This window comes from Bacillus sp. NP247, from assembly GCF_018966865.1.
Taxonomy (GTDB): Bacteria; Bacillota; Bacilli; order Bacillales; family Bacillaceae_G; genus Bacillus_A.
This window is the reverse complement of record NZ_CP076653.1, coordinates 3,316,523-3,333,446: the sequence shown is the minus strand read 5'-3', so window position 1 is coordinate 3,333,446 and position 16,924 is coordinate 3,316,523. Positions and strand designations below refer to the sequence as shown.

17 protein-coding genes and 1 pseudogene are annotated in these 16,924 nt (G+C 35.1%); 4 read left to right on the top strand and 14 right to left on the bottom strand.

The window, feature by feature from the left end:
• Nucleotides 1-53 precede the first annotated feature (53 nt).
• On the top strand, nt 54-614 hold the full coding sequence (locus KPL75_RS17385) for a winged helix-turn-helix domain-containing protein (RefSeq protein WP_219917133.1): 561 nt from the start codon (nt 54-56) through the stop codon (nt 612-614).
• A 34-nt stretch (nt 615-648) separates the two neighbouring features.
• Here KPL75_RS17385 and KPL75_RS17380 read toward each other — a convergent pair.
• Nucleotides 649-1,890 (bottom strand): annotated as a pseudogene (locus KPL75_RS17380) (cell wall-binding repeat-containing protein).
• Between the two features lie 174 nt (nt 1,891-2,064).
• Here KPL75_RS17380 and KPL75_RS17375 point away from each other — a divergent pair.
• Together KPL75_RS17375 and KPL75_RS17370 are read left to right on the top strand one after the other, a co-directional pair.
• Nucleotides 2,065-2,742 carry a response regulator transcription factor gene (locus KPL75_RS17375; protein ID WP_219917132.1) on the top strand — a complete coding sequence of 226 codons (678 nt, stop codon included), beginning with the start codon at nt 2,065-2,067 and terminating at the stop codon, nt 2,740-2,742.
• A gap of 11 nt (nt 2,743-2,753) precedes the next feature.
• Nucleotides 2,754-4,145 carry a sensor histidine kinase gene (locus KPL75_RS17370; RefSeq protein WP_219917131.1) on the top strand — a complete coding sequence of 464 codons (1,392 nt, stop codon included), beginning with the start codon at nt 2,754-2,756 and terminating at the stop codon, nt 4,143-4,145.
• Between the two features lie 16 nt (nt 4,146-4,161).
• On the opposite strand, the gene KPL75_RS17365 is transcribed toward KPL75_RS17370, so the two are convergent.
• A complete protein-coding gene (locus KPL75_RS17365; protein WP_219917130.1) occupies nt 4,162-4,686 on the bottom strand; it encodes a dihydrofolate reductase family protein in 525 nt (174 codons plus the stop codon).
• 106 nt (nt 4,687-4,792) lie between these two features.
• Here KPL75_RS17365 and KPL75_RS17360 point away from each other — a divergent pair, with 106 nt between their 5' ends.
• Nucleotides 4,793-5,734, top strand: coding sequence for a helix-turn-helix transcriptional regulator (locus tag KPL75_RS17360; RefSeq protein ID WP_219917129.1), 942 nt, complete (start codon nt 4,793-4,795; stop codon nt 5,732-5,734).
• Nucleotides 5,735-5,786: 52 nt separating this feature from the next.
• Here the strand turns inward: KPL75_RS17360 and KPL75_RS17355 are convergent, their stop codons facing one another.
• The 12 genes from KPL75_RS17355 to KPL75_RS17300 form a co-directional block, all read right to left on the bottom strand.
• Complete coding sequence (locus tag KPL75_RS17355) at nt 5,787-7,211, bottom strand: DUF4367 domain-containing protein (protein WP_219917128.1); 1,425 nt, start codon at nt 7,209-7,211, stop codon at nt 5,787-5,789.
• Nucleotides 7,177-7,734: an RNA polymerase sigma factor gene (locus KPL75_RS17350; protein WP_219917127.1), complete on the bottom strand. Its 558-nt coding sequence runs from the start codon at nt 7,732-7,734 to the stop codon at nt 7,177-7,179. The genes KPL75_RS17355 and KPL75_RS17350 overlap by 35 nt, the downstream gene beginning before the upstream one ends.
• Before the next feature lie 179 nt (nt 7,735-7,913).
• Nucleotides 7,914-8,348 carry an HIT family protein gene (locus tag KPL75_RS17345; RefSeq protein ID WP_258236955.1) on the bottom strand — a complete coding sequence of 145 codons (435 nt, stop codon included), beginning with the start codon at nt 8,346-8,348 and terminating at the stop codon, nt 7,914-7,916.
• A gap of 62 nt (nt 8,349-8,410) precedes the next feature.
• Nucleotides 8,411-8,788: an OsmC family protein gene (locus KPL75_RS17340; RefSeq protein WP_002204458.1), complete on the bottom strand. Its 378-nt coding sequence runs from the start codon at nt 8,786-8,788 to the stop codon at nt 8,411-8,413.
• Complete coding sequence (locus tag KPL75_RS17335; RefSeq protein ID WP_002204459.1) at nt 8,763-10,190, bottom strand: amino acid permease; 1,428 nt, start codon at nt 10,188-10,190, stop codon at nt 8,763-8,765. Before KPL75_RS17335 ends, KPL75_RS17340 begins: the two co-directional genes overlap by 26 nt.
• 205 nt (nt 10,191-10,395) lie before the next feature.
• Nucleotides 10,396-11,040 carry an amino acid ABC transporter permease gene (locus tag KPL75_RS17330; RefSeq protein ID WP_219917125.1) on the bottom strand — a complete coding sequence of 215 codons (645 nt, stop codon included), beginning with the start codon at nt 11,038-11,040 and terminating at the stop codon, nt 10,396-10,398.
• Complete coding sequence (locus KPL75_RS17325; protein ID WP_219917124.1) at nt 11,041-11,697, bottom strand: amino acid ABC transporter permease; 657 nt, start codon at nt 11,695-11,697, stop codon at nt 11,041-11,043.
• Nucleotides 11,698-11,784: 87 nt separating this feature from the next.
• Nucleotides 11,785-12,615: a glutamine ABC transporter substrate-binding protein GlnH gene (gene glnH / locus KPL75_RS17320; RefSeq protein WP_219917123.1), complete on the bottom strand. Its 831-nt coding sequence runs from the start codon at nt 12,613-12,615 to the stop codon at nt 11,785-11,787.
• A gap of 12 nt (nt 12,616-12,627) precedes the next feature.
• The gene (locus tag KPL75_RS17315) at nt 12,628-13,482 is read right to left on the bottom strand and encodes an amino acid ABC transporter ATP-binding protein (RefSeq protein WP_309137433.1); all 855 of its coding nucleotides are present in this window, start codon (nt 13,480-13,482) and stop codon (nt 12,628-12,630) included.
• A gap of 10 nt (nt 13,483-13,492) precedes the next feature.
• Nucleotides 13,493-14,953, bottom strand: coding sequence for an alanine/glycine:cation symporter family protein (locus KPL75_RS17310; RefSeq protein WP_002125208.1), 1,461 nt, complete (start codon nt 14,951-14,953; stop codon nt 13,493-13,495).
• 159 nt (nt 14,954-15,112) lie between these two features.
• The gene (locus KPL75_RS17305; RefSeq protein ID WP_219917122.1) at nt 15,113-16,084 is read right to left on the bottom strand and encodes a phosphotransferase enzyme family protein; all 972 of its coding nucleotides are present in this window, start codon (nt 16,082-16,084) and stop codon (nt 15,113-15,115) included.
• A gap of 23 nt (nt 16,085-16,107) precedes the next feature.
• The gene (locus KPL75_RS17300; protein ID WP_219917121.1) at nt 16,108-16,794 is read right to left on the bottom strand and encodes a CPBP family intramembrane glutamic endopeptidase; all 687 of its coding nucleotides are present in this window, start codon (nt 16,792-16,794) and stop codon (nt 16,108-16,110) included.
• Between the last annotated feature and the right edge of the window lie 130 nt (nt 16,795-16,924).

Here is a 16,924-nt window from a genome sequence, read left to right as displayed (position 1 = left end):
CATGTTATTATTTAAATAATCAAACAAATATTCACTTTGAAGGAGTCTTCTTTATGGATATAACTGAACTTGCCCTATATAAATTAATTTGTGATCCTAAACGTCAAAAGATTTTACACCATGCAAATGAACAACCTATTACAGTAAAAGAACTAGCTGAAAAACTAAATGAAAAGCAATCTCGCCTTTACTATCACGTCAAAAAACTAGAAGAAGCTGGAATACTAGCAGTTGTAGACACAAAAGCAATTGGCAATTTAACTGAAAAATACTATAAAACGAAACAGACCGAGTACACTTTATCTGATCAGCTCCAAAAGGAACATAGTGATGAAATTATAAATCATACACGGCATATTATTGAAACTGGTCTAAAAAAAATTCATTTAAATATGAAGAAAGACGATCAAGATGAACTTGGTCTTATAAGTACTGTATATGATAACCAAACCGAAAAAGAGTGGAAAGAAACATGCGATAATCTGATGAAAGGCTTGAAAACATCACAAGAAACTGTAGATCCTTCCCCTCCTTCTAATGAAAGTCCAGATAATAGTAAACAACATACGTACGCTTATGTCGTTATAAGCTACCGAGTAGATGAAGACGAATAAAATAGACGCTACAATCAGTAGCGTCTTCTCTCATTTAATGTCCACCATGCCCCTTACCACTTTCCTGAACAATCTCTAACCTCTCATCCAATATACCTTGCGTTTCAAATGAAATATCACTAGTACTTCCTAATAAGAAAGCATGGTTATACGGTCCAAGTGTTGGATCATCTTTAAACTTCGGCTGAATACTAGCAAGGAAGTCATAAACTGGTTGTGAAGCTTTTCCTTCCTCAAGCAAGACAACAGGGGCATGTTTACCCATATGTGAAAACGGTGCTCCCGCAATTGCTAAGTCTGGCGTTTTGCTTGAAACAAATGACAAACCGTGACCTGGTTTTGTGAACCCCCAGCCAAATTTCGTTTTTTCATCTTCAAATTTCGCAAACGCAACCGAATTTTCTGTTGGCGTCTCCCCACTAATACGTGTTACTTTTCCGTATTTGCTTAGCTCTTTTTCTACTTCTTTTGAAATGATTTTTTCTGGTCCTAATACATATATATTGGCTTTATCTTTTCTCATTTTTAATGCCTCTATTGTCGCTTCTGGCACCTTATCTTTTTCTGTATATAAAAGTGGCTCTGGCATATGAGAAATCCAGTTTACAGCTGGTGTTGTATATAAACGCCCTTCCTCTTCAGACGAACCGACGATAACGCTATTTGGATAACTTCCTGTTATATCGGCGTATTCTTTATCAACATCTTTTGCAAATGTAGCTGGATCTGTTTCTTTTATTTACTTTACTTTATATTCTTTTAATTGCTCAAGGGTAGATGCACCTACATCACCCATCACCATAATTTGCGTTCCATCTTTCGTTCCGGGCGGATTTAATCTTTTTATTTCTTTTAATGACATTTCGGGTACCGCTTCTTTTTCTATAAATAAAATTGGTCCGTTATTCGGATGATGAATAAGATCTGCACTTGCAATACCTAATTGCCACTCGTTTACTGGCACTAAAATAACAGCACCTGGCTGATTCTCTTTATGCGTTGCTGGCCATATTGTTTGCGAAGTTAATACTGCCATTTGCAGAGGATCATTTGTATTTAATCTCGTTACATTTTTTAAACTTGTCGTTAATAAATCCTCTGATGCCCGGGCATTCATTTCTTTCGGCGCAGTTACCTCCTGATTCATTTCCTTTTTCTCCGTTTTCTTCTCTTTTGTAGATTCATGATTTTTATGATCTGTGTTCGTTTGCCCACATGCTGCAAGACCGACTGCCGCAATTATTGTTATCCCAAAAATCCGGGTCATCTTTTTCACTATATCGCCTCCGTATTAATCGTTTTCGAGCCAATATTATTACCTAAAATGGAATTTCAACTTTACAATAACAAGCAATTCTGAAGAAATTATGCAGATGCATTATAATCTGCACCATTTCTTCATGATTTTGACTTACAATTTAAGTAATAACTACAAATGCGGAGGTACTCTATGATCGATATACTACTCGTAGATGATGAACCGAGAATGCTTGAATTATTAACGCTTTATCTTACTCCAATCGGATATAACTGCGTATGTGCAGTGTCCGGAGAAGAAGCTATTTCACATATAGAAAATCGAAACTTCAAATTTATTTTACTCGATATTATGATGCCAAAGATGGATGGATGGGAAACGTGCAAAAGAATTCGATCATTTAGTAACGTTCCTATCATTATGGTAACTGCTCGTGATCAAACTGTAGATATCATCCAAGGGTTAAAACTTGGAGCAGATGATTACGTGACGAAGCCTTTCCATGAAGAGGAGCTTTTCGCAAGAATTGAAGCTGTTTTAAGGCGAACAAATCAACGTACGCAAATCCAATATCACGGCATTTTATGGGATGAGGCAAAGCATTTCGTTTCTGTCTATAATGAAGAAATTTTTCTCACACCAATCGAATTCTCTTTACTCGGATTATTTTTACGTCATGTGAACTACGTATTAAGCCGTGATCAGCTCATTGAACGAATTTGGGGATTAAATACAAATACAGAAGATAGAACAGTCGATTCACATATTCGTAATTTGCGTGATAAATTACGAAAAGTAAATTTCCCTATTGATCATCATTTAAAGACTGTATACGGAGTAGGTTATCGATGGATTGATACCTTATATTAAGGAGCAAAGCGATGAAGCGAATTTCTATTCAACTCGGATTTTATTTTCTAATTGTTACACTTTTAATCGAAAGTGTTCTATTTGTCTTGCTCTATTATAGCCTTGTAAACAATAGAGTAAATGAAGAGATGACTGCTTTATTAAAGCGCGGAAATAGTCACCGAGATGTCCTTGAAAAATATTTTGACAGGCAAACAATCTCCCATGTTGCTTTAATGGAATCCGAAGCTGAAACAACTGTTGTTATTACAAATGCAAATAAGGAAGTACTAGCAAAATCTAACGAGCTAGATACGACTATAAAAAAGCATATTGCAGAGATGAATACGAGTACAGATCATAACGGAGCTATTATAGAAAATCATTGGAAAACATCTAATTATATATGTACAGTGAGCCCCATTGTAATAGATGGCAAAATAGAAGGTTATGTTTATATGTTTCTCGGAACAACATCTATTGAAGAAATGATTAACGGGCTAACGAGACAGTTCATTATTGCCGGAGTCATCACTTTTCTATTAACAGCCATCACAATCTTTCTATTATCACGTTTATTAACAAAGCCATTGTTACACATGAAACATGCTACCGAAAAAATGAGTAAGGGCGATTTATCCGTTTCATTAACGACTACTCGAAATGACGAAATTGGTGAACTAGCATCATCTATTCAAACGCTCGCAAATGATTTACATTATATGAAAACAGAGCGAAGTGAATTTCTAGCAAGTGTTGCTCACGAATTACGAACACCTTTAACGTACGTAAGGGGTTATGCAGACATTGCATTAAAAGAAAATACAGCCCCTGAGCAACGTTTACGATACTTATCCATTATAAAAGACGAATCTGATTACATTACGAACCTAGTCCAAGATTTATTTTTACTTGCTCAAATGGAAAAGCATAGCTTTTCTATTCAAATAAAAGAAGTACATTTACATACCTTCCTTACTCGCATCACCGAAAAAATAAATGTTATGTACGGAGAAAAACAAATTAAAGTTGTTTTCGCATGTCCTCCCTCACTCTTAGTAAAACTAGATGAGCAGCGTTTTGAGCAAGTTATAGTTAACATTTTAAATAACGCGTATAGACATTCGAAGGACCATTCTTATATAAATATTTCCGCTATAGAAGAACATAAACGTATTTCAATTACAATTGAAGACGAAGGAGAAGGAATACCACAAGAAGACCTTCCTCACATTTTCGACCGCTTTTATCGTGTTGATAAAGCGCGCTCCAGAGCTACAGGAGGCACTGGTTTAGGGCTCTCCATCGTAAAAGAAATTGTAGAACTACACGGTGGAAATATTACTGTCACAAGTGAAATTAATTACGGATCTTGCTTTACAATTTCATTGCCGTCTATAAAGAAACACGACTATCATCAATAGTCGTGTTTCTTATCCTTTAGGACTTTACTTTATAATATAGATTTACGAATTGGCCAAAACGTTTCGTTTTCGTTAAAGTTAAATGAATTTCTGAATTCTTTTCTTTAAATAACGGAACTCCAGAACCTAATATATGGGGTGTAATCGTAACAACATATTCATCAATTAGATTATTCTTAAAAAACTCTCTCAGTAGACTCCCTCCACCGACCACCCATATTTTAGATCCTTCCTGCTCTTTCAACCTTTTTGTAAACTCCAATACATCTTCATTTACAAACTCTACATGTTCGTTTGAACCTTTTTCTGAATTAGAAAAGACATAACATTTTTTATCTAAGTACGGGAATGTTTCCGTATGCTCTACCACATAATCGTACGTTCTCTTTCCCATAATTATCGTATCAATTGTTTCATACATTTCTGTATAACCGTTGTCCCCCTCACCTTCTGTTTCCATTAACCACCCTAAATCATCATCTTCTTTCGCTATATATCCATCTAAACTAGCCGCAATAAATAAAACAATTTCACGTGACATATCTTTTCCTCCTTGCATCTCATCTTGATAAAATTATGATGTAAGCAATATACTAGCAGTAAAACATGACAATGAATGTCATGTTAAAAAGAAATAGGTGATATATTTGTCAAAAGCAAAACGTTTATTAGACATTCTTATATTTGCTTCTGCGAAAAAAACATTTACAGCTCAAGAAATAGCTGATGAATTTAATATTTCCGTTCGTACAGTTCATAGATACATTTTAGATTTAAGTGATATGGGGTTACCCATTTATGCTGAACAAGGTCGCAACGGAGGATATAAAGTATTAACGAATAAAGTAATTCCACCTATTTTATTTACTGAAGAAGAAGCAGTCTCCATCTTTTTTGCATTTCAATCTTTAAGCTACTACCGAGACTTGCCTTTTAATACAGAAATTAATTCCGTTACTCATAAACTGTATAGCTCTCTACAAAATGATGCGAAAGCTAAAGTAGATAAAATACGTTCTTATATCGCTTTTTGGAATCCGAAGAGAGCTATTGAGACACCTTTTTTAAACGAAGTGTTAACAGCGGCTATTGAAAATAAAATTTTACACTTTCAATACGAATCTAAATCGGGAATAAAAACAAAACATGTTCATCCTATCGGTGTATATGCGCATGATGGTTTATGGTATTTACCTGCTTATGATTTTAATGCAGAAAAAATATTACTATATCGTGTTGATCGTATTCTTTCCATAGTATCAATGGAAGAAAATGAAGATACATTCATAAATTTAGAAGAATGGTTTACCTCTAACTCTAACGTAGTAAACATTCCTACTCAGTTACATGTTTTACTAACGACAGAAGGTTTGCGCCAATGTAAAAGCGTTCCTTACCTTGAGGAATTCGTTGTAGTAAACGAAGATGGGACAGGATATATAAATTCAACAATTGATAAAGGAGAAATTAATTTTATTACCCCTTTATTTTATAGACTTGGAAAAGAGGCACAAGTTTTAGAACCAAAAGAATTGATAGATGGTTTACGTATACGTGCGAAAGAAATTTTAAGTATGTATGAAAATTAAAAAGCTGCTAAATATAAGCAGCTTTTTAGTCTAGTTGTTCCTATTATGTTTACTATTGACGAATATCGAACCACCAACGATATTCCGCATTCATATTTTCAGTGCCCCCATTCCCCCTGTAATGGAAAGCATCAAGAAAGATTGAATCTAGTTTATCCTCATCTACAAAATAACCTAAATTAACCTTTACCGTTTGTCCTGGTGTAATACTACCAATATTATAAAAGCTTTTCCCGTCTCCGTGAGGTTCCAAGTAATCAACTTCGCCCGTCATAATACGCGTTGCGTCCATTCCCTCTTCTTTAGCGTAGTTCCATGCATTCCCTTCAAATTTAAGCTGTTTTATAGATGGATGCATATAGATTTCTTCTGTCGCCTGTTTACCAATATTTTTCACTGTTGTTGTCAAGTAGACAAATTTAACATTAACTAATTTCGAATCTACTAATGTATCAATTGAATCTTTACCATTCCCTAGTTTATATTCATCCCGCCTGTACGGTATCAATTTTCCCATCTGATCTAAAGCCTTATTCTCGCTTAGTATTTCTAAGCCAAGTTCATTAAAGTTCTCTTGTTTAAAATCTTTGATTGAATCGAAAACTTCAACATTTTCTATAACATATTCAATTTGGCTGTCATCCATCGTTATCGTTACTGGAACCTTTTGCCCTATATGAAATAGTCGTTTGCTATCTTTTTTCAAAGGAATAACCTTAGTTTTTTTAGGTTCATCTGCTTTGCTAGAACGATTTTCATCATACTCTACTATATGTGATGCCTTTTCTTTTAAGGTAGGCTCAAGTGAAATGTTCCCTAAGACCTCTATCATTTGTTCTTCATTTACATCGGATCCAATATAACTTTCTAACATAATCCCTTCTTTCTCAAAAAAGAGAAAGACCTTCCTGTCAAACATTACATTGTTGTTTCCCGTTTCTTTATGGACAATCACTGCCTTCCTACCATTTATCTCTTTTTCTTCGTAACTTTTCGAGTACAGAGTTTGAAAATCTGTATTTTCCCCTACTCTCCGAAGAGCGAATGAAAACCCACCTTTTGCGTCGTTATCTTTAAAGGAATATTTCATAGCAGAGTCATCAATTGCTTCCATATTTTCTGGTAATTTACCAACCTTCAACTTATACCACTTATCAGTCTTTTTCGAATCCTTGTTTGTTACTGAAACATTTACTTCGTAATTTTGTTTTTGGACAATCATATTATAGACTTTCACTGCCCCAAAAACTGTTGTCGGCATGCCAATCAATAAGCAAGCAGCAGCGATTAACATACGATGTTTTTTACGCTTTTTCTGCGGTTGTCCATCTTTCAGCTTCATTTCCTCCATAAACAATTTCTTTTTGCGCGTATATGTATGTGAAAATTCATGTTGTTCTTCCAGTTTATCAAAATCATCTAAAGCAATTTTTTCAGCAAGTTCATATATTTCTTTGGAGTTCTTTGAATTCGTCATGTTGTATACCTCCTATCATATTTTGGACTCGCTTTCGAGCGCGTTCAAACTGTTTACGGACATTTGCCTCCGTTATCCCCATTACACTTGAAATTTCTTGATACGTTAAGTTATAGAAGACTTTGTACTTAAAAACTTGTCGGTTAGACTCATTTAACTCTTTTAGCAATGTATCAATTTGAACCTCAGATATTAAACGTTTTTCCCACTCTTCAATATTTTCATCTGCTACTTCCGTTGATTCTTTTTGATATTCTTCTAAGAATGTTTCATGTCGTTTATTTTTTCGGTAGCTATCAATCGCTTTGTTCTTCGCAATCCTCAAAATGTACCGTTTAAGCTCTTCAGTGCTCAAGCTATGGAGCTTTTCCAAGTTCTTATAAAGAGTAATAAACGTCTCTTGAACCGCATCTTCAGCCTGCTGAATATTATTTAAAATAGAATAAGCTACATAATATATTTTTTGTTCATACAACTCGTATAACTCTTCCATCTTTTCATAATCGTTGTTTGTAACTTTCATATAATTCCTCCTCTCACTCTATATAACGAATGAGCGCTATGCTTTGTGACACTGCAAAATCTTTTTATAGATAAAATTTAATAATAGAATGAACAAAAGCCCAATTTCTCTATTGTAACTGAGAAATTGAGCTTTTTAATATTGTAATTTTCCTGACTGCCCCATTAAAAACAACTCTCTTACGCCTCTTCAGTAAGCAACATTTGCTCTATCGCTTCTTTTAACAAATTCTGTGTCTCTTCAAAGTTATAATTCTTCCTCTCTCCCGGTTGTACCGTATAAAACTCGGCAAATGAGCGCTCTTTATACCTTGGTACGACATGCATATGGTAGTGTGTTAGCTCGTTAAAGATTCCACCATTTTGACAAATTGTAACTCCGTCTGGTTTATACAGTAATTTAATAGCCTTTGAAATAAGCTTAGAAGCATCCATAATCGCTTTTGCTACACAATCATCTAATCCATCCACTTCTACAACGTGCTGCTTTGGAACAATTAAAGTATGTCCCGCATAGAAAGGTGCATGATCTAAAAAACAAGTTACATAATCGTCTTCATATATTTTATATATAGGCTCTTCTTCATTTGCTAATTTACAACCTAAACATTTCATAATACTTCCCCCCCTGTAAAAAACATAAAAACGTGAGCGCCCTATTCTCACGTTTTTACATTTCACTTCATTAATTCAATTGTTTCTGTAACTTTTATACTATCCTTTACAGATTGAACAATTGTGCAATTTTTCACCGCAAGTTGCAGTGCCTTGTCTAATTGCTCTTCTGTAATGTTTTCTGCTTTAATTTTATAGTGTAAATGAACACTTTCAACTGGTTTTGATAGAGCTTCACTTCTACCAATTTCAGTTTCAATTGTAAACGTATCGTATGTAATACGTTTCTTTTCTAAAATCGTTCGAAAGACAATTGCACTACATCCTGCGATAGAAGAGATTAGTAATTGTAACGGTGAATATCCGTTTTCTTTTCCAATCGCTAATTGACCATACGATAAATCTGCTTCTATATCATCGTGTTTGATTGTTAGTTTCATTTGTTTTTTCCATCTCCACTTTCATCGGTTTCTTCCGTTTCTTACTCATATAATAATATATGTAGCAGAAAATGATAAATGGAATACCACAATATAACGCCATTCTTTGTTCTGGAATAAACGCTAAACTAATAACAACGATACTATTTGTAATTAAAGCTAAAATTGGAACAAGCGGGTATAGTGGTGTTCTATACTTTAAGTCCTCTAATTTTCCTCCGCCTTTTAAATACTGACTTCTAAAGCGAAGTTGTGATAAAGCAATAATGATCCAACTTGAAACAGCAGATAAACCAGCTATAGATAATAAGTACATATATACTGTATCTTCTGCAAGGAAGCTTGTTAATAAGGATAACGCCGCAACAGCAATCGTTACGACTAGCGCTGTAATTGGAATACCACGTTTATTTACCTTCTTGAAAGAAGTTGGTGCCATTCCTTCATTTGCCAGTGACCATAGTATACGCGTTGCTGCATATAATCCTGAGTTCGCTACAGATAATAAAGCGGTAATAATAACAAAGTTCATAATATCAGCTGCATATGGAATACCGATTTTATCAAATACAACTACGAATGGGCTTTCAATTATCCCTGCTTCTTTCCAAGAAATTAACCCTACTAAAATTGTCATTGTTAAAATGAAGAATAACATAATGCGCCATACTGTATTACGAATTGCGCGTGGAATTGTTTTTTCAGGATTCTGACTCTCTCCTGCTGCAATCCCGATTAACTCTGTTCCTTGGAAGGAAAAGTTAACTGTAATCATCGTAAGAAGCACTGCAGCTAGTCCATTTGGGAATAGCCCACCATCACTTACAAAGTTAGAGAAAAGAGGCGCTGCTTCTTTTCCATCGTATGGTAAAAATCCTAGTAATGCGCTACCACCAAGTAGAATGAATGCAATAATTGTAATTACTTTAATACTAGAGAACCAAAACTCTAATTCAGCATAACTCTTCGCTGATATTGCATTTGAAGCATATAAAATAACCCCGAATACGAGACACCATACCCAAACATCCACATTCGGAAACCATCTTTTCATCATTAAACCGATCGATGTTAATTCTAATCCTACTGTTACTGCCCATCCAATCCAGTATAGCCAGCCGATCATAAACCCAGTTCCTGGTCCAATAAACTTCGTCGCATACTTTTGGAAAGATCCTGAAACTGGCATTGCTACCGTTAGCTCTCCAAGACAAAGCATTGTTAAATACATAATAAATCCGCCCACTAAATATGAAAGGATGGCTCCCCCTGGTCCAGCCTGATTAATGGTGTAACCTGAACCTAGAAAAAAACCAGTTCCGATTACACCACCTAGTGCGATCATAAATAAATGTCTACTCTTCATCGTACGATGTAATTGCTCATTCGTTGTTTGCTGCATCTTAATCCTCCCCCTACAAGTACCCCTATCTCTTTTTAAAATTTTCTGATAATAAAAATATACACGAAAGCGATTACAATTTCTATATAAAATTAAAACTTTTCTGATAAAACAATATAAAAATTCAAATATTAAGAGCTCACAATACTAATTTGAGGAAAAAAAGGATTTATAAGGAAAAAACTCTTACATTTTTTTGTAAGAGTTAACGTATTTCTAATCTTCTAGATAAAATTGATAAACCGTAGTTTACAACAAAATACATACAGGCTGCTAGTATAAATGTCGGAATCATATAATTTACATTCTGCCCGCTAATAATTTGAGTATTATGCATAAGCTCTGGCAATGATATAACAACCGCTAATGACGTATCTTTTAACAATGAAATAAATTGACTAACAAGCGGGGGGACCATTCTTCTTAATGCTTGCGGCAAAATAATATGCCAAAGCGCTTGCACATACGTTAATCCAGAAGACCTTGCAGCCTCAATCTGCCCTTTTTCGATAGATAATAGACCGCTTCGAACAATTTCAGATATCATTGCCGCTTCAAATATTGTTAAAGCAACAATTGCAGCTGTTATAATTTCTAACTTCAATCCCGCTTCCGGAAGTGCAAAATACGTAAAAAATATAATTAAAAGTAGCGGTAAATTTCGAATGACTTCCACGATAAAGCCTAATATTTGTGAGACGACAGGTATTTTCGTATAGCGCAATATTCCTATTACACTACCAATAATAAAGCTAAGTACAATTGCTACGAGCGCTACCTCTAACGTTATGAGTAATCCTTTTAATAAAAACAGGATATGATCACCTGTTATCGCTCCTTTAAAATCCATTTACACCGCCTCCTTTGCTAAGCGTTTTTCTAAATAACGCACTAGCATACTGAGCGGAATTGTTAATATTAAATAAAACATCCCGACAAATATATATACGTCGAACGTAACAAACGTCTTCGTTGAAATTAAGTCTCCTTGATACATTAAATCAGTACCAGCAATAATTCCGAGTATTGATGAGTTTTTAACTAAATTGAGAAATTGGTTTCCTAAAGGGGGGATTACAATTTTCATAGCTTGGGGTAAGACGATATAATACATTCCCTGCACATACGTTAATCCTGAAGAACGCGCAGCCTCCATTTGCCCTTTTGCAACTGATAAAATGCCAGCGCGAATTACTTCCGCAATAAAAGCCGCTGTATAAACTGTTAGTGCAACTGTCCCTGCTACAAAACCATTGAAAGTAATTCCTATTACAGGTAAAGCGAAATAAAATATAAATGCAATTAATACGAGTGGAATATTTCTTACAAACTCTACAAAAGTGGATCCCACCCAATTTAAAATACGAATCGGTGCAATACGCATTACCGCCAAAATTACCCCTAAAATAAAACTACCTATTAACGCAATTACACTAGACATAACCGTATATTTAAACCCTTCTAAATACATATCAATGTTATTCGTTAATATAGACAAATCAGGCACATATTCTCCCCTCTTTCTTTACAAGAAGAGGATGAGTACTCTCATCCTCTCACTCTTACTATTTATCACGAGAAATAAAGTTTCACCTTACTTCTCTTGTTTTTGACCGATCCATTTTTCATATAATTTGTCGTACTCTCCACTCGTCTTCATATCTTTTAGTAAGTTATTAATCTCTTTCGTTAAATCGTCTGCACCTTTTTGTACTGCAATTCCATACGGTTCATCCGTGAAAATTTTCCCTACAACTTCATAATTAGAATCTTGTTTTGCCATTCCATAAAGAATCGCATTATCTGTCGTTAAAACATCGCCTTTACCTGCTTTCAACGCTGTAAATGCCTCACTATAATTCTCAAACTCTAATACTGTTGCTTCTGGTGATTTTTGGCGAATGTTATTTGTAGATGTTGATCCTTTTACAGCTAATACTTTAACGCCTTGTTTTATATCATCAATGCTCTTAATATTGCTTCCTTTTTTCACAAGTAACGATTGTCCTGCTTTAAAATATACATCTGAAAAATCCACTTCTTTTTTACGCTCTTCCGTAATTGTCATTGTCGCAATAATGGCATCAATATCACCATTTTTCAGCATTGGAATACGTGTTTTAGACGTTACTTCTTTCAGCTCTAGTTTCTTTTCATCACCAAGAATTTTTTTCGCAAGCGCCTTCGCGATATCAATATCGAATCCTTCTACCTGCCCTGTTGAAGGATTTTTTAATCCAAATAAATTCGTATCATTCTTCACCCCGACTACTAATTTCCCGCGCTTCTTAATTTGTTCAACAACTCCGCCTTGTTTCGTATTTGTTTCTTTCGCCTCGTCTTTTTTACCCCCGCATCCAGCAACAATAAGTACGAATAAACATGAGAATACGATTAGTGTAAACAGCTTTTTCATTTTAATCATGAAATTCCTCCTTTAATGATTTAACACTCGGCTTAAAAATAGACGAGCTCTTTCTTGTTCAGGATTTGCAAAAAATTGTACTGGTGTTGTATCTTCGATAATTTGACCATCATCCATAAACAAAATCCTATCTGCTACCTCACGTGCAAATCCCATCTCGTGTGTGACGACAACCATCGTCATGCCTTCTTTAGCCAGCGCTTTCATAACATCAAGCACTTCCCCAATCATCTCTGGATCAAGAGCAGACGTAGGCTCATCAAACAGCATAATTTCCGGTTGCATCGCGAGACCTCTAGCAATCGCCACCCTTTGCTGTTGTCCACCAGATAATTGATGTGGATATACGCCTGCTTTCTCCGGGATTCCCACTTTCTCTAAATAAAACATCGCTATTTGCTCCGCCTTTTCTTTGGAAACTTTATTTACTTTAAACGGTGCTAGTGTAATATTTTGAAGAACTGTTTTATGCGGGTATAAATAAAAGTGTTGAAAGACCATCCCAATATTTCGGCGCAATTCATTTATATTTGTTTTCGCATTGTGTACTTCTGTATTTTGTACAATTAATTCACCATCGGTAATTGCCTCCAATTGATTTATACACCGCAGCAACGTGCTTTTTCCTGATCCCGAAGGACCAACAACTACTACCACTTCACCTTTTTTCACTTGCACATTAATATTTTCCAAAACTTGGAAGTTACCATAATATTTATTTACATTACGAAACTCTATCACCATACTCCCCCCTCCCCTAAACAAAGCATGTACATTCTTTTTATATTCAAAAATAGGCAAAAAAATAACTTTCATCTTCATTTTGTCCATAAAAAAGAGCAAAGGGATTTCCCTTTGCTCCTTCATTTCTATTCTCTTAAGATACTTCTTCTTTCTTGTCTTTCCCGTATTCATGCTCCCAGAAATCAGCATTTTTAATTCCTAATTTCTGTGGATCGAATACTGGATCTTTTCCTTCTTTTTTCTGCTTTTCATAATCCTTTAATGCGATCAATGCCGGTTTTTGTAATAATAGAATCGCAATAATGTTAACCCATGCCATAATTCCTACACCAATATCTCCTAAAGCCCATGCTGTTGCTGCTGTTTTTACGCAACCGTAGAATACAACTCCTAAGAATACAAACTTTAGTACGATAGACATCCAAGGGCGGTCTTTATCACGGTTTAAGTAAGCTATATTTGTTTCTGCAATGTAGTAATAAGCCATAATTGTTGTAAATGCGAAGAATAGTAGAGAGATTGCGACGAAACCGTTTCCAAATCCAGGGAAAACAGATTCTACCGCTGCCTGTGTATAACCAGGACCTGGCTGTGCACCATTTAATTTATTGACGATAAAGTTTTTTCCGCTTGCATCAAATACGTTATACATGCCTGTAATAATCATCATAAATGCTGTTGCTGAACAAACAAATAATGTATCAATGTAAACGGAAAATGCTTGTACTAACCCTTGTTTAGCTGGATGCGATACTTCAGCAGCTGCCGCTGCATGAGCCCCAGTTCCTTGCCCTGCTTCATTTGAATAAATACCACGTTTTACACCCCAAGAAATTGCTAAACCAATAATCCCGCCAAAAGCTGCTTCTAATGCAAATGCACTTTTTAAAATTAACATGAAAGCGTCTGGTAATTTTTCAATATTCATAGCTACAATTACACAAGCTACTAAAATATAACCAAGCGCCATAAACGGCACTACAACTTGCGCTACGTTAACAATTCGCTTAACTCCACCAAATATAATAAGTGCTAATGCCGCTACTAATACCGCTCCTGATACGGAAGTATTAATACCAAAAGCTGTTTCTAAACTTACAGCAATACTATTCGCTTGAACACCTGGAAGCAGCATCCCCGTCGCAAGAATTGTCGCTGCAACGAACACTAATGCGTACCATTTAACACCTAGTCCTTTTTCAATGTAATAAGCAGGTCCACCGCGGAATTGCCCTTGATGCTTCGTCTTATATATTTGTGCAAGCGTCGATTCTACATATGCAGAACCAGCTCCTAGAAAGGCTACCGCCCACATCCAAAATACAGCCCCTGGACCACCAAAGGCAACAGCCGTTGCAACACCGGCAATATTTCCCGTTCCAACGCGCCCTGATAACGAAAGTGCTAACGCTTGGAATGAAGAAACACCCGCATCAGATTTTTCCCCTTGAAATGTAAGCTTCACCATTTCTCCTACATGTCTTACTTGTAAAAACCTCGTTCGAATGGAAAAATATAAGCCTACTCCTAAACATAAATAGACAAGTGCGGGACTCCAAACAATATTATTTATCCAACTTACGATAGCTTCCAACTTTCCCCCTCCTTCTTTATAAAGAATATTCAGAATATATATAAAATTATAAGTGTATACCGAATCTATAACAATATTATTTTAATAAAGTAAACATATTTTTGTATAAAAAAACAAAGTATATATTTATTTTATATACTTTGTTCCCTTATCTCTGTATTATATATTCACTATTGCCTCTTGCTTTATAATTCTTTCATACAACTCATCTGATAACTTTTGAAAGTCCTCTGGCATATCTTTCCCTTTAAATTTCTTTTGAAGCGTACCGTATAAACCAATATCACGTAGACGTAAAAATAACGGTAACGATTCATACCAACTATCCGCCAGTCTGTGCTCATATTCATAACCTTTTCGTAACACTCGCAATTGTTTACGAGCAAATTCTGTCTTCTCTTCTGTAGTCCACTGTGTAAATAGAACAGAGTAATAGAGAACCATTGCTAAATCATGTATAAAGTAATTATAAGCTGCATCATCAAAATCAAAGATTGTTAGCTCTTTTCCATCATAATGAAAATTGCCTGGATGAATATCGCCATGCATAAGGCCGAACGTTTCTCTTTCGATTGGAAGAGCCTTTATTTCATCCATTAATATAGCAGCAATCTCTTTCACCTTCGCATCTTCTAATCCATTAACAATGCTACTTTCATCCTCTTCCCACGTATCACGGTAGTCAGTTTTAGGATAATCCATTGTAAGGCGATGCAGTTGTCCAATCGCTTTTCCCCACGCTTCAAAGTAAGTATCTCCCCAATAAGGTGATTCTTCTCCTTTTACTTGCTCACCTTTTGCGTATGTAAATAAGGAAGCGAAAAAGAAAGTCCCATCCTCTGCTACAATTTCTTCTACAAGATTTTGAGATGTTGAGTAAAGTGGTCCTGCTACCTTTGCCCCGTTCTCCGCAACATATCGTAAAAAATCTAGTTCAGCTTCTACCTCTTTTTTAGAACGATGAGAAGAATGCGTTAAACGTAATACGTAATCCTCATCATTTTTATCCTTCGCCTTAAAAATATAATTTTCAAAATCACCAAGTGGGTTTTCTCCCACTGTTACATGAAATTCCTTTGCTGCTCTTGTTAAAATCTCTTTTGTAAAAACTCGTTCTACAGCTATTTCCATATGTATCCCTCCTATATATCTTCTTAATTCGACATAAATGTAAGAAGTACTGCTATGAAATTGAATAACGCGTGGGCAACCATAGCTGATAAAATAGAATTTGTTTTCTCATATAACCATGCAAATACTACGCCGCTTAAAAAATTCACCGGTAATGTGTTATATGTTGGGATATGAACAACAGTAAATATTATTGAACTTATAAGCATACCGCCCCATATACCATATCTATCACGAAAAAACGTATAAAAAACACCTCTATATAAAATCTCTTCATAGATTGGTGATATAACCGCCGCTCCAATTACCGCGATACAGAACGAATATATTGATTTATCCTTTTGGACCGTCTCCGTTTTACTATTTTCAAAAGAAATCCCCAGTTTCTCCATTATCATTAATACTCCAATACTAACTACAATCAAAGAAATAACCGCTACAAATGTCCACAATAAATCTTTCCATGAAAGCTTCCGAATTCCAATATCTTTCCACGACAGTTTATATCTTTTTATGCAAAAAAGATAAACTACAAAGGTAAATATCACTGCCATTATAAGTCCCATTAATACTCCAGCATATAATGAGTTCCCTATTATTTTTAAAGCATAATCATAAAAAAGAGATTCAACCATTATTGGTACAATCAGAAATACAAAAATAAATAAATATAAAATTTCTTTCCATCCCCACATATACTTTAAAGTCATCTACACCATCCCCTACATCCTATTTTCTTTAGTATAAAAGATGACGTAACGTAACTTTCAAGCTACTTTTTCAAATAATCCAAGCATAAATTTCTTATAAAAAACAAAAATTAACAGAAGGAATTTTATT